At 39.5% G+C, this 18,800-nt stretch carries 14 protein-coding genes; 3 read left to right on the forward strand and 11 right to left on the reverse strand.

What is annotated here, in order from left to right:
• Positions 1 to 30 precede the first annotated feature (30 nt).
• Positions 31 to 2,976, reverse strand: coding sequence for a PEP/pyruvate-binding domain-containing protein (locus ACT29I_RS21320; RefSeq protein WP_430933669.1), 2,946 nt, complete (start codon positions 2,974 to 2,976; stop codon positions 31 to 33).
• Between the two features lie 235 nt (positions 2,977 to 3,211).
• On the opposite strand from ACT29I_RS21320, the gene gdhA (ACT29I_RS21325) reads away from it, so the two are divergent.
• On the forward strand, positions 3,212 to 4,564 hold the full coding sequence (gene gdhA, locus ACT29I_RS21325; protein ID WP_430933670.1) for an NADP-specific glutamate dehydrogenase: 1,353 nt from the start codon (positions 3,212 to 3,214) through the stop codon (positions 4,562 to 4,564).
• A 251-nt stretch (positions 4,565 to 4,815) separates the two neighbouring features.
• On the forward strand, positions 4,816 to 5,874 hold the full coding sequence (gene cobT, locus ACT29I_RS21330; protein WP_430933671.1) for a nicotinate-nucleotide--dimethylbenzimidazole phosphoribosyltransferase: 1,059 nt from the start codon (positions 4,816 to 4,818) through the stop codon (positions 5,872 to 5,874).
• A gap of 210 nt (positions 5,875 to 6,084) precedes the next feature.
• Here the strand turns inward: cobT and ACT29I_RS21335 are convergent, their stop codons facing one another.
• The 8 genes from ACT29I_RS21335 to ACT29I_RS21370 all read right to left on the reverse strand — a co-directional run bounded on the left by ACT29I_RS21335 (position 6,085) and on the right by ACT29I_RS21370 (position 13,740).
• Positions 6,085 to 6,555, reverse strand: a complete 471-nt coding sequence (locus ACT29I_RS21335; protein ID WP_430933672.1) for an ExbD/TolR family protein — start codon at positions 6,553 to 6,555, stop codon at positions 6,085 to 6,087.
• Positions 6,555 to 7,130 (reverse strand): ExbD/TolR family protein, encoded by a 576-nt coding sequence (locus ACT29I_RS21340; protein ID WP_430933673.1) that lies wholly within the window; start codon positions 7,128 to 7,130, stop codon positions 6,555 to 6,557. Before ACT29I_RS21340 ends, ACT29I_RS21335 begins: the two co-directional genes overlap by 1 nt.
• Positions 7,131 to 7,143: 13 nt before the next feature.
• The gene (locus ACT29I_RS21345) at positions 7,144 to 7,590 is read right to left on the reverse strand and encodes a hypothetical protein (RefSeq protein ID WP_430933674.1); all 447 of its coding nucleotides are present in this window, start codon (positions 7,588 to 7,590) and stop codon (positions 7,144 to 7,146) included.
• Positions 7,591 to 7,597: 7 nt separating this feature from the next.
• Entirely contained in the window at positions 7,598 to 8,413 is an 816-nt protein-coding gene (locus ACT29I_RS21350) for a MotA/TolQ/ExbB proton channel family protein (protein ID WP_430933675.1), read from the reverse strand.
• Positions 8,414 to 8,565: 152 nt separating this feature from the next.
• A complete protein-coding gene (locus ACT29I_RS21355) occupies positions 8,566 to 9,591 on the reverse strand; it encodes an asparaginase (RefSeq protein WP_430933676.1) in 1,026 nt (341 codons plus the stop codon).
• A 64-nt stretch (positions 9,592 to 9,655) separates the two neighbouring features.
• Positions 9,656 to 10,432 carry a TatD family hydrolase gene (locus tag ACT29I_RS21360; protein WP_430933677.1) on the reverse strand — a complete coding sequence of 259 codons (777 nt, stop codon included), beginning with the start codon at positions 10,430 to 10,432 and terminating at the stop codon, positions 9,656 to 9,658.
• Positions 10,433 to 10,633: 201 nt separating this feature from the next.
• Positions 10,634 to 11,971: an NADP-specific glutamate dehydrogenase gene (gdhA, locus tag ACT29I_RS21365; RefSeq protein WP_430933678.1), complete on the reverse strand. Its 1,338-nt coding sequence runs from the start codon at positions 11,969 to 11,971 to the stop codon at positions 10,634 to 10,636.
• A 293-nt stretch (positions 11,972 to 12,264) separates the two neighbouring features.
• Complete coding sequence (locus tag ACT29I_RS21370; protein WP_444794359.1) at positions 12,265 to 13,740, reverse strand: cobyric acid synthase; 1,476 nt, start codon at positions 13,738 to 13,740, stop codon at positions 12,265 to 12,267.
• 439 nt (positions 13,741 to 14,179) lie between these two features.
• Between ACT29I_RS21370 and ACT29I_RS21375 the strand changes: the two genes are divergently transcribed.
• Positions 14,180 to 16,798 (forward strand): alpha-L-rhamnosidase-related protein, encoded by a 2,619-nt coding sequence (locus ACT29I_RS21375; RefSeq protein ID WP_444794360.1) that lies wholly within the window; start codon positions 14,180 to 14,182, stop codon positions 16,796 to 16,798.
• A gap of 10 nt (positions 16,799 to 16,808) precedes the next feature.
• On the opposite strand, the gene ACT29I_RS21380 is transcribed toward ACT29I_RS21375, so the two are convergent.
• Both ACT29I_RS21380 and ACT29I_RS21385 read right to left on the reverse strand, forming a co-directional pair.
• The gene (locus ACT29I_RS21380) at positions 16,809 to 17,966 is read right to left on the reverse strand and encodes a hypothetical protein (RefSeq protein ID WP_444794361.1); all 1,158 of its coding nucleotides are present in this window, start codon (positions 17,964 to 17,966) and stop codon (positions 16,809 to 16,811) included.
• A 324-nt stretch (positions 17,967 to 18,290) separates the two neighbouring features.
• Positions 18,291 to 18,488, reverse strand: a complete 198-nt coding sequence (locus ACT29I_RS21385) for a hypothetical protein (protein WP_444794362.1) — start codon at positions 18,486 to 18,488, stop codon at positions 18,291 to 18,293.
• Positions 18,489 to 18,800 lie beyond the last annotated feature (312 nt).

The following is an 18,800-nucleotide window of genomic DNA, read 5'->3' on the forward strand; positions in this document are numbered from 1 at the left end:
GGCCACACACGCTGTAACACCTTATTGGTATTAATCCCGGGGGTTAGATATTGCGCCAATCCCCTTTTTACCGTCTAATTTTATAACCGCCGGGTTGTTGAAACGAACGTGTTTAATCCATTCATCCTCGTACACTGCAGTTCTTGACATTAAATACTCCTCGTTATAATGGCCGTCGCCGGTTACCGTATTAACTGTCATATAACCCACCCTTAACGAAGTAAGATTTTGAAAGAAATGGGTTCCCTGGCTGGGGTCAACACAAAACCCATCCAGCGCAGTCTCTATGATTACCCTGGCTCCGGATATCTGTGTCCATTTTACGGGAATACCTAACCAAGGATCCTGAGACCCCCATCTACCCGGACCTATTAATATATAATTCCTGTTTTCGGAAAGTAAGACATCATTTATTTTTTCGATGTTGGCTACCATTTTTATCATACTCGCAGGCAAAAAACCCTCCGATTTCACGAACACCACATCGTAAATATCATCAATGATTCCGTTACCTAACGCCGATTTCGAATACACCAACTGATCCTCGGCCAGAAGCTCTTCCAGATTTTCTTTGAAGGACAACTCTCCTTCCACAATTGGCCTAATCTGCAACGGATAGAAAACAGGTTTCCCTTTGGTTTTTTGCAAATCCACAGCAAACTCAACCTCAACCGGCTGATTCATTTCCTTTTGTCCTATTTCCAACACCGTTTTCACGACCTTGGCCAACGGAAATACATCGTTCTTAAGAATATTGGAAAAAGTTACCAAAGGGATACCCTTATACATTACCCCATCTCTAATAATGTTATTTTGATAATCATAGGTTGATCCTAGCCACCTTAACGATCCATCTTCCAGAGCCTTTTTAATCTCCAGGTGCTGCAAATTTACGGCGTCATTCACCGAAGGCACAAAAGTGGTATTGTCCAAATCCAGTGCAAAAAACTTTTTTTGTGTGTCTCGTATGGTCATTTCAGGGGAAGACAGCTGCAGTGCTTTTTGTGGATAGCTAGGCGAGAAACGCAAGGAAACCCCTCCTTCCACAATTTGTTTCCCCAGGCCCAGAGCCACATTAACAATTCCATCTTCGGCTTTTTCTGGTGATATGGGATAAAAATTTACCGAACGTGCTACTCCCGAGATTGTCGGATAAAAACGATTCCCATGTTGCTGCCCCACCACCTCCTGCAGCACAATACCCATCCTCTCTTCATCAATAATATTCATGGTGGCCTGCATGTAAGCCTTGCTGCTCTTGAAGAAAACAGATGCATAAACACATTTTATCGCATCTCCAATCTGTTTCATTACCACTTCAACCTCATCGGTATTAGAAACCATGTAGGTTGAATAAATACCTGCGAAGGGTTGATAGTGACTATCTTCCAATACACTGGAAGAACGAATGGCAATGGGGTTGTCAATAGCCGAAATAAACTGTCTCAAATAACGGTCGGACCTATGCGGCAATTTGGCATTCACAAAGTGCTCCAGAATCTCTTCATCCGGCAAATCGGACAGGGCTATCTCGTACAAGTTGTTTCTATCCATAAACAACTCAAATATATCGGTACCAATTACCACGGTTCGGGGTATGGTGATATCCAACTCTTCAAAGTTCAACTCCTGGAAATTTTTACTGATAATCAGGTTTAAGAAAGCTAGTCCTCTCGCCTTACCTCCAATAGAACCTTCGCCAATGCGGGCAAACTTCACATATTTATCATACCTGTTGGGGTCAAAAGTGGCAATTACACCCTTGCTCTTAGATATCCGGAAATTGACAATGGTATCGTGCAGAAAATGCTTAGTAGCTTCCAGGCTCTCAAAATCCTCTATACGCAAATTTTTAATCACCTCCGCAATTGGAAACAGGGCCCTGGCTTTAAGCCATTTCGACACGTGATCGCGCTGAAAATGATAACGCAAAGAACTATCAGGTAGGTCAAACAGCTTTTCCTGCAACTCTTTTAAGTTACTTACCCTTCCCACCTCTTGATGCGACTCCGGATCCACAAAAATAAAATCACCAAAGGCCAAATTTACCTTTAAAAATTGTTTTAGCTCTTGCAACAGGCTTTTCGAATATTTATATAAAAATCCTACCCTAATATCTTTTGCTACCTGAGCAACACCAATATCCGAGGATTGTAACAAAAAAGGCATATAAGCATCTTCATTTTTAACTGTATTGGCCAACTCTATACCTGCGTTGCTACACTTCTCTCCATTTTTGTAAAAGGATACATCCGAAATAAGCCCCAGCACGTTAGTCTTGTATTTCTGGTATATCTCTATCGCTTCCTCGAAGTTCCGGGCCAAAAGGATTTTGGGACGCCCTCTCATTCGCATCATCTTTTGGTGTTCGTTTAACCCTTCAGTCATAAATTTTTTAGACTGATTAAAAACAATACGGTAAATAATCGGCAAATAACTTGAATAGTACCTAATTGAATCCTCCACCAGCACGATGCATTGAACACCTACCTCTAATATATCGAGCTCCGCATTCATCTCATCTTCAATAAGTTTAATGATTGCAACCAGTATATCCGCATTTCCGAGCCAGCAAAAAACATAATCGATGGCACTTGTATCTTCCCTGCTAAGTTTCAAACTTACCTCCCGGGAAAACGGTGTTAATACAACAAAAGGTATATGGGGATGATCAACTTTAATATTTTTGGAAAGACTGAAGGGGTCCATTCCTCCGACACTCAACATGGATATGATCAGGTCGACCTTTTCATTTTGCAATATTCGGAGTGCATCCTCTGCCGTTGTTACCTGAATAAACCTGGGGGGATATCTTAAATTCAGCGCCACATACTCATTAAAAATCTGTTCTTCAATCCTTCCATCCTCTTCTAAAAGAAATGCGTCGTAACTACTTGAAATCAAAAGTACGGATTGAATACGCCTCTGCATTAATTTATTAAATGCAGTTTGCGTAAATATACTTGAAAAATCCATTGTCATCTTTTTTCGAATAACATGCAAAATGTGTCCTACGTGAGTAAAGTTAATTAAATAATGTCTTTTTGCACGGATATAACACATCCATAACGAATACAGGAACAATACGCATCACTATATCATGGACATTAATAATATAACCAACGAATTTTTATGAAAATTAAACCAATATTCCTTAACTTTTAATACCCACAATAACGGCAACAAAAATAAGCCTCTAAATCTCAACATTATGAAAACTTCCCCCAGTTCGTTTGTAACGTCATTTATGGCTCGGTTAATCGATAAAAATCCCGCACAGCCCGAGTTTCACCAAGCTGTTCATGAAGTCCTGCTTTCTATTGCCGATTTTTTGGAAGAAAATCCTCATTACATCAATAGTGGTATCATAGATAGAATAGTTGAACCCGAACGTATTATCATTTTTAGAGTCCCTTGGCTTAACGATCAAGGAAAAATAATGGTTAACCGGGGTTTTAGAATTGAAATGAATAGCGCCATAGGCCCTTACAAAGGGGGGTTACGTTTTCACCCGACTGTTAACCTCGGTATTCTCAAATTTTTGGCATTCGAACAGGTATTTAAAAACAGTTTGACCACCTTACCTATGGGTGGAGGAAAAGGCGGTTCTGATTTTGACCCCAAAGGAAAATCCGAAAATGAAGTAATGCGGTTTTGCCAAAGTTTTATGACCGAACTTTACCGACATATTGGCCCCAATACCGACGTTCCTGCGGGGGACATTGGAGTGGGAGGACGTGAAATTGGTTATATGTTTGGACAGTACAAAAGAATTAAAAACGAGTTTACAGGTATTTTAACGGGCAAAGGAATCAATTGGGGAGGCAGTCTCATACGTCCGGAAGCCACAGGATATGGTAATGTTTATTTTGCGGAGGAAATGCTTAACCTACAACACGAAAGCCTTAAAAACAAAACAGTTCTTATATCCGGATCCGGAAATGTAGCGCAATATTCGGCAGAAAAAGTACTTGATTTAGGAGGAAAAGTATTAACCATGTCGGATAGTAACGGTTATATTTATGATCCCGACGGCATTGACAAGAAAAAATTAAACTTTATCATGGAGTTAAAAAACAGATTTCGCGGCCGAATAAAAGAGTATGCCGATAAATATAATGTTAAATATGCAGAAGGTCAAAGGCCATGGAACGAAAAAGGGGAAATAGTTATGCCTTGCGCTACCCAGAACGAAATTGAAAAAAACGACGCTGAAACATTGGTGAAAAACGGTTGCATTTGTGTATCGGAGGGTGCCAATATGCCATGTACACCTGAAGCCATTAACGTTTTTATCAGGCATAAAATTTTATATGGCCCGGGAAAAGCAGCCAACGCTGGCGGTGTAGCAGTATCGGGTTTTGAAATGAGCCAGGATTCCATGCGCCTTTCCTGGACCCGGGAAGAAGTGGATAAACAACTCAAAGGCATCATGAAACATATTCATCAAACCTGTGTGAAATATGGTACCAGACCAGGTGGTTTTATTAATTATATGGATGGAGCAAACATTGGAGGTTTTGTTAAAGTGGCCGACACCATGCTTGACCAAGGAGCGGTGTAATATACTTTAGCACTTTTTAATCGGAATTCATATCATCTTTACTTGTGCGACACCTATTAATGGTTGCAACTTCGCCTAACAATCCATTCCTGCCGACAAATAGGATTGAGAAAACCCATTGACCGGACCCGGATAAATAATTTAACTATCTTTATGGTTGAATTCAACGTATAGATGGCATAATAAGCAGTTCTATTCAAGAAATAGAATTTTTTTTAATCATATTTGCACTTTATATAAATGCTTTTGATATGATTAATTTTAACATTGCCCCTTTATCGGATGACATCAACGCTAATATTAAATACAATCTCGACCATAAAACCAAACCTCTCGGATCGTTAGGTCAACTTGAAAAAATAGCGTATCAGATTTGCCGTATACAAAATACCCTCACCCCTTCTCTGTGCCAACCGCATATATTGGTTGTCGGCTCCGATCACAACATTTGTGACGAAGGAGTTAATCCTAACCCTCAAGAAATAACGTGGCAGCAGATGATTAATTTCTCAAAACAGGGTGGGGGTATTGGACTTTTTTCACAACTGTACGATATAAAATTGACGTTGGTTGATGCAGGCGTCAACTATGATCTAAGCGCCCACCCATCCATCATCAATGCAAAGATAAAGAATGCAAGCGGTAACTTTCTGCACGAACCAGCCATGAATCATGCAGAATGTGAACAAGCCATCCATAACGGGGCACAAATAGTAAAAGAAATTCATACTAAGGGATGCAATGTGATAGGTTTCGGTGAAATGGGAATTGGAAATACCTCACCTGCGTCTGTACTTATGAGCTTATACTGTAATATTCCACTCAAAAAGTGTGTGGGCCCGGGTAGTGGCCATAATACCGCAGGGGTTAAAAGGAAACTGGCCATTCTCCAAGCTGCCGTTGACAAAAAGCCTGAATTAACCGATCCTTTCGAGATATTAGCATATTTCGGAGGTCTTGAGATAGCCACCATAGTGGGAGGTATGCTTCAGGCTGCTGAATTAAAAATGCTGATTTTAAATGATGGTTTTATTATTACATCTGCCCTATTGGCAGCGCAAGCTATTAACCCTGTGATTTTAGAATATGTCATCCACTCACATCATTCTAAAGAAGGCGGGCATGCTTTAATGATGCAACACTTAAAGGCCGAGCCTGTCTTGAACCTAGACTTGCGATTAGGCGAAGGAACGGGTGCCGCCCTGGCTTATCCGATTATTCAGGGCGCAGTAAAAATGATAAATGATATGACCAGTTTTGAAGAGGCCGGTATTACAGATACTACTCATACTGGGGTTAGTGTATTGTAGTTACGTGCCATTAATCCATTGGAATGAAATCACATACCGGCCATAATATATTCCATTCGTAAATTCATTGGCTGACCAACTAACAACAATCCCCAATTGACAATCCATGACTAATCACCGTTGACCGATAACTTAAGCCTATAACGCTAAAGGCCATAAAAAAAGAGGAATCGTTTGATTCCTCTTTTTTTATTTAAGTATATTGAGTTACTAGTACTCTACTTTTTGACGCGCCGAATAGTTGATTTTTAACGCTTGAGCTTTACGCAATGCCTGCTTAATTTCGGTAATAATACCCATTGGACAGTCAAAGTCGGCTTTGATAGAAGTGGTCATCTTAGGACGATCATTTTCTTTCATTGCTTCACGCTCCTGCGCAATATAACTTTGAATGTCTTCCACTGTAGCAAAAGCATCGTTTAACTGAACTCGAGGCTCGGTACCATACATTCCCTGGTACTTTTTGTTTGGTACACCCACATAAATGTACGTTACCAAACTTTTTTTCTCCAGTTTAGCTAATTCTGTAGCTTCAGGAACCTGAATCTTTACTTTTAAATCCACTTCTTTCATAGTAGTTGATACCATAAAAAAGAATAAAAGCATGAAAACAATATCAGGCAAAGAAGCTGTACTAATACCAGGAGTACCTTTACCCCCTTTTTTTCTAAACTTTGCCATTATTTACCGATATTTTTAGGTTCTGCCTCTGAAATCTTTTGCGGATAAATCTTACGAATAGCCTTTTGCTGATCTTCATCAAGCTCAACATAATCTTTATTCCACTTATTTCGAGCTAAATCATTTCTCACCTCTGTATAAGCTCTTTGCAGTTCATTTTGAACCATCAAATACGCCTGATACTGAGTTCCATTGTCGTTTTGCAAAGAAATTACCCCTTTTGAAACTTTAGCCATACCAAAGAATTCAACTTCTATATCATTAAACTCTGGTAAGTTTACGTCATTATTTTCATTTAGAATAAATTCTTTAGCTGCATCCTTGAGTTCTTCTACCCTCATTGGTTTACCTTCCACCAGTAATTGGTTTTTACTGTTCAAAAGAACAGCGAAAACGTTTCTTTCTTTAATAGGTGGAGTATCATCCTCTTGCTCATCAGGTACAGGTGGCGGCAAACGTCTTGCCAAACCTGTATCAGTAGACATGGTAGTAGTTACAAGGAAGAATATGAGCAGAAGGAACGCAATGTCGGCCATAGACCCGGCATTCACTTCCGGTATTTCTCTTTTTCCCATAATTACCTCCTAATTATTTGAATAACCTTGACAATTCACCACCAAAGATAGCAACTATTACAAGTCCTAAAAGTACATAGGTACCATATAGAAATGCACCTGCCAATTTAAGCATTGAAGGAACGTTATCTTTTCCCTCATAGCCACCTAAATCCAAAGGTGTATTGTCTGCAATGCTATACGAAACAAGTCCAATAACAACTAAAACTGCAATTGAAATTAAGCTACGCACAGCATTTTTTGGATTCATTACTACATGCACCACTTCAAAAAGGATAGTTACAGCAGCAGCTCCTGCCACTAAGAACTTAGCCCAGTTAAGAATCATATCAGTGTAAACCGGTGTTTGAAAAGTTTCCCCAGGAACATCTCCTCCTGTGAAAAACATTATAGTTAACACGGCAGTTACAGCGATCAATGCATATAGTACAAAACTTAATATTTTTGAAAGCTTACTCATGTTCTGATTATTTTTTCATGTTGTATTTTACCAAGATATCTAATAGAGAGATAGAAGCATCTTCCATAGTATTTACAATACCATCGATTTTAGATACGATGTAATTGTAAAACACCTGTAGGATGATAGCTACGATCAAACCAGATACAGTAGTAATAAGTGCTACTTTAATACCTCCTGCTACAGCAGTTGCTGAGATATCACCCATAGCCTGGATCTTGTCAAACGCTTCGATCATACCGATTACTGTTCCCATAAACCCAAGCATAGGAGCCAGTGCGATAAACAAAGAAATCCAAGTTAATCCTTTTTCTAATAGACCCATTTGAACCGATCCGTAGGAAACAACTGATTTCTCAACTACTTCAACACCCTCATCAATTCGGTCTAAACCTTGATAAAAAATAGAAGCAACCGGACCTTTGGTGTTACGACAAACTTCTTTTGCCGCTTCAACACCACCTTCGTTCAACGAGTCTTCAATACTTTGAAGTAATTTTTTAGTGTTAGTAGAAGCAAGATTCAAGTAAATGATTCTTTCGATTGCTAATGCTAATCCAAAAATTAAACATAAAAGTACGAAACTCATAAAGATAGCACCACCTTCGATGAATTTTGCTTTAATTTGTTTGTGAACCCCCTTAGGAGCTTCAACATCATCCATTGCAGCCATATCATCTACGGCTGCTCCTTCCACCTCATCAGTGGCAACTTCCTCAACAGTTTCTAAATCTTGTGCATCAGTTTCATCCTGAGCGTAAATGGCAGATGCTCCAAGAGTCATCATTCCGAAAACTGCAAAAAACGCGAATAGCTTTTTCATAGTCTGTAAAAAATTTTTGATTTGTATTAGTTTGTTAATACTATAGTTTAATTGCTAATAATTCCCTTTTCAAAGCAATAAACAGGTTAATAAATGAAATTCTTAGTTTTTCTGGAGTGCAAAATACAAAAAAATCAGGAAATACAAACTGTTTAGATATAGATTTCCCCTTTTAATGATTTATTTAAATTTATCTTGACTTCTTCGATATTTTTTATATTACCTAACAGGTACATTAGTTTAGTTACGGCAGCTTCGGTAGTTATGTCTCCCCCACTAAAAACTCCCATTTCCAATAGGTGTATGCCGGTCTGGTACCTGCCCATAGCTACACTTCCGGCCAAACACTGCGTCACATTTAAAATTATCAGCCCTTTTTGCAGCGCTTTTTCAATAATTCCCAAAAAATGTTTGTCGGACGGTGCATTTCCGGATCCGAAAGTTTCCAGCACCAATGCTTTTAATCCCGGGGTTTGTAGCACCGTTTCTAAAAAAGCATAGTTCATACCCGGAAATAGTTTTAAAAGCCCGACGTTATTGTCCATTTTTTTGGACACGGAAAACGTAGTTCCCTCTTTGGCTTTTTGAATATACGAGTCGTTATACTTTATATGTATGCCCACTTCGGCCAGCGGCGGATAATTATCGGACCGAAAAGCCCGGAAATGTTCAGCATTGTATTTTGTGGTACGGTTTCCCCTGAACAACTTATCCTGAAAAAATATACAAACTTCGGGCACCATGGCAACGCCATCCTTATAGGTTGATGCGATATCCAAGGCTGTAATCAGGTTTTCCTTCCCGTCGGTACGAATGGTGCTCAGCGGCAACTGACTTCCCGTAAATACCACTGGTTTACTCAAGTTCTGAAACATAAAACTTATCGCACTGGCCGTGTACGACATGGTATCGGTTCCGTGCAATACCACAAACCCATCATAAACGTCATAATTTTCCTCGATGATAGTGCATATTTTCACCCAGATTTCAAGATTCATATCCGAAGAATCCACTATCGGGTTAAAAGAAGTACTATCCACATGGAAATCGAAACGTTTTAGCTCCGGTACTTTTTCTTCAATCAAAGAAAAATCAAAGGGCACGAGTGAATTTGTTTCCGGGTCGTTGGCCATACCAATGGTTCCTCCGGTATAAATAATAAGTACTTTACGTTTCAATTTAATCCTCTTTTTGTCAGTTATCAGTTATCAGTGTTCGGTATTCGCTGTTTGGTTTAATTTTTTAGGGTTGTATGCCAAACAGTTGTCGGGCATTTTCTGTAGTAATCCTACAAACCTCTTCTTGGGTTGTCCCAAATAGTTGAGCCATTTTAGCGATCACATATTTCAGGTACATAGGTTCATTCCTTTTACCCCGGAAAGGCGTTGGTGTTAGGTATGGGGCATCTGTTTCTAACACCAAATCGCTTACGTCATATTGTTTGATTGCATCACCCAACTTAGCGTTTTTAAACGTAAGAACACCATTTATGCCAAGCTTAAAGCAGTTGTAGCTCAATGCTTTTTTTGCCTGTTCATAAGTTCCGGTAAAGCTGTGAAAAACCCCACTTACCCCTTCCAAATCCATATTATCGAGCACCTCAAATATCTCATTAAATGCTTCCCGTGCATGAATTACAATGGGAATTTGATATTTCTTCCCCCATTCTATTTGCGTTTTGAAGGCCTCAATTTGTTCCGCAAGGTAAGTTTTATCCCAATAAAGGTCGATACCAATTTCTCCTACCGCACAATACTTTCTTTTCCCCAACCAGTTTTCCATCACAGTAAGCTGTTTCTCGAAATCTTTTCCAACCGAAGTGGGATGCAAACCCATCATTGAAAAACATTTACCCGGAAACTTGTCCTCAATCTGCAGCATGGGTTCAATGGTGTCAACATCCACATTCGGCATTAAAATAGATTCCACGCCGACATCGAATGCCCGCTGAATCATTTCATCCCTGTCCTTATCAAATTGTTCGGAATATATATGTGCGTGGGTATCTATAAATAACATAAACTATATCGTTCTGTATAAATAATTTCCAAATCTAATCAATTGAACCTAGTAATTACAGGAATTCATCTTGCTTTTAAGCATTTTTTTATCATCAATTCAAAATTTACCCTAATACGATAACCCGGAGTAAACAGAAAACCCCGGAAAGAATGCATCTCCCCAAGGTTTTCATCTAGTATTATTCTTACTGTTTTTATATTAAACCACACCTTGTGCAATCATGGCATCCGCCACTTTCACAAAACCGCCTACGTTGGCCCCTTTGATGTAATTGATTTTTCCATTTAATTCCGTGCCATATTGTACACAGACCTTATGGATGTTGATCATGATTTCATTTAACCTTTGATCTACTTCTTCCTGGTTCCAGTTAAAACGCATACTGTTTTGGCTCATTTCCAAACCAGAAACAGCTACGCCGCCTGCATTAACAGCCTTACCTGGTGCAAAAAGAATCTTTTCGGTAGCCAGATATGCCGCTTCGGCTGTACAACCCATGTTTGAAGCTTCTGCTATAAGCTGACATCCATTATCGATAAGCGCCTTACAATCCTTTTCGTTCAGTTCGTTTTGGATAGCACAAGGGATGGCGACATCCACCTTTTGCTCCCAAGGTTTTTTGCCTTCGAAGAATTCAACCCCATATCTTTCGGCATAAGGCTGGATCACATCCTGGTTTGAAGCACGAAGCTCCAACAAGAAGTCAATTTTGTCTCCCGATATTCCTTCCGGGTCATAAATATAACCATCCGGACCGGAAAGGGTAACAACCTTACCTCCCAATTCAGCGGTTTTAAGTGCAGCTCCCCATGCAACATTGCCAAAACCTGACAGAGCAACGGTTTTTCCTTCGAGAGTTTCCCCTTTCATGGCCAACATTTCGCGCACGAAATAAATGGCTCCATAACCGGTAGCTTCTGGGCGAATCAAACTGCCCCCAAACTCGTGTCCTTTGCCGGTAAGCACACCGGTAAACTCATTACGTAGCTTTTTATATTGACCAAACAAATAGCCTATTTCGCGACCACCCACCCCAATATCCCCGGCTGGGACATCTGTATTGGGGCCAATATGACGGTACAACTCGCTCATAAATGCCTGACAGAAACGCATGATTTCGTTATCCGACTTTCCCTTCGGGTTAAAATCGGAACCTCCTTTACCACCTCCCATTGGCAGGCTAGTCAAACTGTTTTTGAATGTTTGTTCAAAACCTAAAAACTTAAGCCCGCTTAACGTAACACTCGGGTGAAATCGCAAACCTCCTTTATAGGGACCAATAGCGCTGTTAAACTCAACTCTAAATCCTCTGTTCACCTGAACCTCTCCACTATCATCAACCCATGGTACCCTAAACATAATTACGCGCTCGGGCTCAATCATACGCTCAAGTATCTTAGCTTTTTGATAATGAGGATTCTCGCGATAAAAGTCCCAAACTGTTTCTACCACTTCCTCAACAGCTTGTAAAAATTCATCTTCTCCCGGATTTTTCATCCTAACACCATCTATAAACTCTTTTATTTTAGCATCCATGGCAATCTGTTTAATTTTGTGTTTGTTTTGAATCAAAATTAAATATTTTAGTATATCTAAATCATGACTTTTAACAATTTATCACATTTTTACAAAAAACAATCTCACATCATTCATTTACAAACAACTAACCTCCTATGAATTCGTTATTCGAAAAAGTTACATGATATACATCACTTCATGTGTCAAGCGTCTTCTTTCAGATTAATACGGTAACCTATCCCAATAATCAACTACAATTAATATCACCTAAAAAACAACAAACGTCAAACAACTTACAAATAGAAAGCAGCTCAGCTTTTCAAGTGTTTATAAACATATTCCAAATCTATATATTCGCGCATATAACCTGCCAGTTTATCGTAGTTTTCTTCCTTGTATCTGTTGTAATCAAAGTCATGATCATCCACATTGAAAGTTCGTAATAATTCCTGAATTACAATCTGATTATCGAGTATGCCATGAAAATAAGAACCCCAACACTTATGGTTGCCCCAGCATCCTTCTCCACTCCCGTCAGGTAATGTATTTACTGGTTTATAAGTATCGTTAACTGGGCTTGTGATTCCCATGTGAATTTCATAACCTCTGCACAGCTCTTCGTGTTCCCTAAAATAAAACTCCCCCTGCTCTGTCACTTTTGAATTTTTAAGTATTGTTTCAACCGGAAGCAAGCACAAACCTTCTGTTTCCTTTGCTGTTCCCTCAACTCCATCGGGGTCTTTTATTGAGACGCCCATCATCTGATATCCCCCGCAAATACCAATAATTACCTTTCCGCATTCCGATGCGTTTACTATTTCCTTATCTACACCTGATGATTTCAGCACGTTCAAATCCGAAATCGAATTTTTTGATCCCGGAATAATTATTATATCGGCATTTCGCAGTTCGTATATATCGACCGTATAATATAAATTAACCGATGGATGCATTGACAACGCATTGAAGTCTGTGAAATTGGAAAGCTGTTCCAATTTTATGACCGCAATATTCACTTTTCCGGCAAACGCATGTGTTTTTTTACTGATAAGGCTTACCGAATCCTCTTCTTCTATGTATAAATCCTGAAAATATGGCAGTACCCCAACCACAGGTATATCCGTTAGTTGCTCCAAGATCTGTTTTCCTTCCCGAAACAAACGTGCATCGCCCCTAAACTTATTGACAATTATCCCTTTGACGGCTTTTTTTTCTTCTTTGGTTAACAAGGCGATGGTACCGTAAACACTCCCAAAAATACCGCCTCGATCTATGTCCGCCACCAAATAGACGTCAGCCCCTGCACGTAAGGCCATACGCATGTTTGTTATATCCCGTTTTTTCAGGTTCAGTTCCGAAATACTCCCGGCTCCTTCCATTACTACAGGACTAAACTCTATCTCTAATTTTTGAAAAGATTCGCAGGCTGCTTCAAATAACTCTGCTCTATCATTCTCCTCGAAATATTCATAGGCAGATTGATCACCGATTGGTTTTCCCATCAGGACTATTTGCGATTTCAACTCACCTGTGGGCTTTAACAGAACCGGATTCATATACACCGAAGGCTCTAGCTTACAAGCCTCGGCCTGAACCGCCTGAGCCCGACCTATCTCTAGACCGTCCGGTGTCGCATAGCTATTAAGCGACATATTTTGCGCTTTAAAAGGAGCAGGATGGTAACCGTCCTGTTTAAAAACTCTGCAAAACCCTGCATTGACCAGACTCTTCCCTGCATCGGAACATGTGCCCACAAACATGATGGGTTTCAATTTATGATTGCTCATTCTGTTATACCAATAAATATTAAAAAATAGACAAGAAACCGCCAAAATTACTGGATCCGTCTCTGTTTAAGATGCGACCAAAGTTACTATTAAAGTGTATTAAAAAAATATAGAACTGCAATACTCAATTGCTATATGGCTGATTTATCTCTAAAACATCCATTATTCCATTTATATTTTCGCATATCCCTCCCTCTTTAAATCACTGACCAATCATATAATGGTAATATATTCATCTATATATTTTGCATAGTTTTATTACAATGATGAAATTTATACTTTAATTGAAATACAATTAAGGATTTAAATAACAAAACACATGAGATTAAAACAGATTATTGGTATTTTAGAAAAAGATATATCTCTTAAATATGGGTACCGAAAAATCTAACATCTTTATTAAAATATTATAATGAAACCATATATAACAATACTAATAATGGCAATAATTACAGGATGCCAAAACAAACCGCGAATATTACATCAAAACATAGACTATACGGTGTACAGGGATAAAGTGGTACAGGGAGAATACACCGCACAGGTATTGCCTGACGGTTCAATGACCAGTAATTATAAAAGTCCGGCCAATGCACCCCGCAGGAGAACCATTGAGCTTAAGTTCAGCATCAACCAAAAGGACAACGAACTACCTTTTGCCTCCAATCACCAAATTGTTGTTAAACCCGAAAACGGACAATACCAAACACCGCTGATAATTTTCGGACAGCAATATCTCGATAAAGAAGCAGGTATTGACGAAGCCCTGGAACTCGATGTGCCCATGACCGTAAAATTGGATATGAGCCCTGTATTTAACGCTTTTGAAAAAGACGGTTATTACGAAGACTTGAACGGAGATAAGATTTACAAAGAAGATTTCAAGGGGGTATTTATGGCCGGTAATATTGTTCCGCTTAATTTCGACTTCGAAAACCTACAAGAAGATGTTCAATTACAGGATACTGATGGCGACGATATTTACGAACTCACTTTAAACATAAACACCCATGATCCCGATAGATATGTTAAACCTGGTTGGAAACTTACCAGGGACATATCAAGTTATCCGCAGCTAAAAACAGACAACAACTTGGTTCAGGCTTTATACAACATGGCTTTAGAAGAAACAGTTTTGCTTAGCGAGGAAGATGGAACATTCAGGACCGGTGCAAAATGGGCCGGCGTATGGACGCGTGACGTAAGCTACTCTATTGTTTTGGGGATGGGGATGGCCGATATACAGAGAGCCAGGAAATCATTGTTAAGAAAGGCTAAAAGAAGCAGGATCATTCAGGACACGGGATCCGGTGGGGCATGGCCCGTATCATCAGACAGAACTACATGGGCGTTGGCTGCCTGGGAATTATATTTGATTTCGGGCGACCAACTTTGGTTGGATTACTGCTACCAGGTTATCAGCAATACAGTGGAGGATGACAGGAAAGTGGTATATAACCCAAACAACGGTTTGTATCGGGGTGAATCCTCGTTTTTAGACTGGCGTGTTCAGACCTATCCGAGATGGATGGATAATGTAGATATTTACAGCTCCATGAACCTGGGAACAAACCTGGTCCATTATCGAACCTTAATGATTGTATCAAAAATAGCAGAATTGGAAAACATGCCGACTCAGGCCGAGAAATATGCCGATTGGGCTGCCCAATTGAAAAAAGCGATCAACCAACAATTCTGGAATCCCGAAAAAGGTTACTACACACAATATTTGTACGGCAGGTATTTTACCTATGAATCTCCAAAAGCTGAAGCGCTTGGCGAAGCATTTTCCGTTTTATTTGATGTGGCTGAAGAGAAAAGTAAATCTGTAATTGAAAATACACCTGTACTTACCTGGGGAATCCCATGCGTTTACCCGCAAATACCTGATATGCGACCATACCACAATAACGGCGTCTGGCCTTTTGTTCAAGCTTTCTGGAATATGTCGGCAGCTAAAGCAGGAAACGAAACTGCCTTGGAACAAGGATTAAGTGCTTTTTACCGGGCTTCGGCCATGTTTTTAACCAATAAAGAAAACATGGTAGCCGAAAATGGTGACTTTATAACAGCGCTCAACTCCGACAGGCAATTATGGAGTGTTGCCGGTAATCTGGGAATGATATATAAAATCATGTTCGGCATTCGCTTTACTCCGGACAGCAAAATGACTTTCTCGCCTTTTATCCCCAAAACTTATGCAGGCGAGATGCAACTGAGTAATTTAAAAATTAGAAACAAGGAGTTTACGGTTAAAATTAACGGGTATGGAAACCAAGTTAAGTCGTTTAGAGTGGATGGGGAAGAAAGTGGCCTCCATGAAGTTTCGTTAATTGGAGAGGGAAAACATACCGTTGAAATTAAATTGGCTAACAATTCTCTGAAAGGCCAGATAAATTTGATAGACAATAAGTTCCATTTGAAAACGCCTGAAACAAGTTTTGACGGAATTAACCTGAATTGGACAAGCATTGAAGGTGCTCAAACATATGAAGTGTTTAAAAACGGCGAACTCTTTAAGACTGTAAAGGATACCAGTATAGATATCTCGGGACCCAATGCAGAATATACGGTAAGGGCAGCTGATGAACAAGGAGATGTTTCTTTTTTAAGCGAACCCGTTTTACATGCTAGTAATTTATTAATAACGAGCATTAATAAATTTGTTAGGGATAAAAGTATAAGCGTAGCATCCTCGCCTCCAGACATGACTGAAGTTTCAAAAACAAAGAATAGAAATATTGAATGGAGTGTTATTGTTCCAGAATCAGGCTATTACAAACTTTATTTCGAATACAGCAATGGTAACGGCCCCTGGAATACGGATAACAAATGTGCTATCAGAACTTTATGGGTTAATGGCGAAAAAACGTCTCCTGTTATCATGGCGCAAAGAGGTCACCATGAATGGGCCAGTATCGGCAATACAAATATTATTGGTTTAAAGTTGGAAAAGGGCAACAACCAGTTTAAACTCAGTTTTGAACCGGAGAATGAGAACATGAATTTCGAAAACAACAAGGCATTGATTGGAAATATGATGATGATTAAAATTTAGATCTCAATAATTAAAACGCCTCACTAATAGACACATACAAACCTTGATTGTCTTTGCCGAAACCATAATCTATCCGAACATTTAGCCGGGGTTGGATTTCATATCTGATCCCGGCCCCAAAATTCGCCAGCCAATGATCCATCTGTCGGTATGCAGGCGCTACAGAACCTAATCCTATCCAGCCAACAACTCCAAACGGGCTTTCATAATTACCTTTTCGGTTTATCCTGCGTCTTTCAAACATATGCCTGTATTCCATAATCCCGAAAAGCATTGACTTATCCCTAAACCTTCCTTTTTGATATCCACGGAGGTCGAACATGGTTCCCAAATGCGGTAGTTCAGTCCAAGGCACCGCACCATCTGCATACTCAGTTTTTACCTGCATGGCCAGCGTTTTTCTATATTCTATTGGAAAGTACTTTCTGGCATCCAAGGTTAATTTGTTGAATTCATACCCCGATATATTGATGATTTTATTATATTCGGAGAAAGCTACACTTAGCAAGCCGCCTTTATGCGCATTCTGAACATTATCGCGACTATCATATTCCAGAATAAAACCTAAACCTACGTTTGAAATATCTGCGCCATACTGCTTTACATACGTTTCTGCCTTCATATAATCATTGAGCTCGGTAGCCTTCGTCTCATTTATATCATACGTTAAGCCCACAAAAAAGCGGTTTGTTACCTTGCGGACAATCTTACCCTCTAACGACCACCATCGGCGATGATAATTGGTAGTTTGATCAGCACTCGAAGTTCGGTTCCCCGCATCATATCCTACCCCCCAATAATTATCAGGCATATCTCTGAAATAAAAACGAGACAACACCCTCAACTTATCGTCTTTACCATATATATAAGGAAATACAGAAATTGACATGGAATTATTGGTACTATAACCAATCGAGAAAGGAATACTTGACCGCCCCAGCATAGGATTATCCGGCTGCACCTTAAATGATATCAATGCCCCTGCCGTTACCATCAATTCCAGCTCGGGAGAATAGGATGGTGCAATATATGGCGTAAACATCAAGTTCTGAACCGAACTGGAGCTTGTTAAAGAATCCCGCTCCGTTTGTGCCCCCACTGAAATACAGAATCCACTCCAAACGCCGAAACATGAAATAAAAAGACTAATTATTCTAAAAAAAGACATTTCCTCAACCAAATAAACCAAACAGCCGCAAGATACACATTTCAAATATTGTGGTTATAATAAAGTCCATAATAAGACAAAAATCATTTAAACAAGGCGTCACAAATACTCCTTTTCACTCGGAAATTAAAGCTCAACCCTCTCCAAAATAAGCAGATAAACTAACACTACGGCCTCACCTGACTTCTCAAGGCAAACCTTTTTCGACCGCCTCTCCTACTCCCATTTAATATGTCAGTGAGACCTCCCGAGGCAAGGCAAACAACTTTCATTCCATGTACCTGTTTTTTTACACCATAAAATCCGTGTAGTTTCCGACTTTGTTTAGTGTGGCATACCCATTCCATCGGGTATGTCTGATAATGTTATGCACAAAGCGGGACGGGCTGATTTGTGCCTGGGGTCGGGATAATGCGTATAGACCCCCTTTAGATTCCGCCTCTCGATGAACTCGGTTGCCTTCGGCCAATCAATGCCACTGCCACCCTCATCGTATACTTTCACTTCCCAATTAGTTACCATGTGCGACTCATAACAAAAAACCTGTAAGGGTATAAATCCGTACAGACAATTTAAATAAAACCGCTCAACAATAAAACAAATGTACTTATAGCACTATCTTTTAATTTCATTATTATCTTTTACAATATAAATCCCTTTTTGCAGGTCAAGAATTTTATTACTTGATATTTCATTAACTAAGCCACTTTCAACCAAAGTTTCACTTAGGTTATAAATTGTTTTTGCTTTATAAGCATGGCTATAGTTTAATTAAGCGTTGCATTAACTATTAATTGTTGATAGGTTTGATTTATTTTCATAAACCGTTCCTTT

The organism is Saccharicrinis sp. GN24d3 (assembly GCF_052400645.1).
Classification (GTDB): Bacteria; Bacteroidota; Bacteroidia; order Bacteroidales; family Marinilabiliaceae; genus Saccharicrinis.

Excerpts from the sequence above, each read along its gene's own strand:
- ACT29I_RS21320 (WP_430933669.1), bottom strand. The coding sequence starts at position 2,976 with ATGGATTTTTCAAGTATATTTACGCAAACTGCATTTAATAAATTAATG.
- gdhA (WP_430933670.1), top strand. The coding sequence starts at position 3,212 with ATGAAAACTTCCCCCAGTTCGTTTGTAACGTCATTTATGGCTCGGTTA.
- cobT (WP_430933671.1), top strand. The coding sequence starts at position 4,816 with ATGATTAATTTTAACATTGCCCCTTTATCGGATGACATCAACGCTAAT.
- ACT29I_RS21335 (WP_430933672.1), bottom strand. The coding sequence starts at position 6,555 with ATGGCAAAGTTTAGAAAAAAAGGGGGTAAAGGTACTCCTGGTATTAGT.
- ACT29I_RS21340 (WP_430933673.1), bottom strand. The coding sequence starts at position 7,130 with ATGGGAAAAAGAGAAATACCGGAAGTGAATGCCGGGTCTATGGCCGAC.
- ACT29I_RS21345 (WP_430933674.1), bottom strand. The coding sequence starts at position 7,590 with ATGAGTAAGCTTTCAAAAATATTAAGTTTTGTACTATATGCATTGATC.
- ACT29I_RS21350 (WP_430933675.1), bottom strand. The coding sequence starts at position 8,413 with ATGAAAAAGCTATTCGCGTTTTTTGCAGTTTTCGGAATGATGACTCTT.
- ACT29I_RS21360 (WP_430933677.1), bottom strand. The coding sequence starts at position 10,432 with ATGTTATTTATAGATACCCACGCACATATATATTCCGAACAATTTGAT.
- gdhA (WP_430933678.1), bottom strand. The coding sequence starts at position 11,971 with ATGGATGCTAAAATAAAAGAGTTTATAGATGGTGTTAGGATGAAAAAT.
- ACT29I_RS21370 (WP_444794359.1), bottom strand. The coding sequence starts at position 13,740 with ATGAGCAATCATAAATTGAAACCCATCATGTTTGTGGGCACATGTTCC.
- ACT29I_RS21375 (WP_444794360.1), top strand. The coding sequence starts at position 14,180 with ATGGCAATAATTACAGGATGCCAAAACAAACCGCGAATATTACATCAA.
- ACT29I_RS21380 (WP_444794361.1), bottom strand. The coding sequence starts at position 17,966 with ATGTCTTTTTTTAGAATAATTAGTCTTTTTATTTCATGTTTCGGCGTT.
- ACT29I_RS21385 (WP_444794362.1), bottom strand. The coding sequence starts at position 18,488 with ATGGTAACTAATTGGGAAGTGAAAGTATACGATGAGGGTGGCAGTGGC.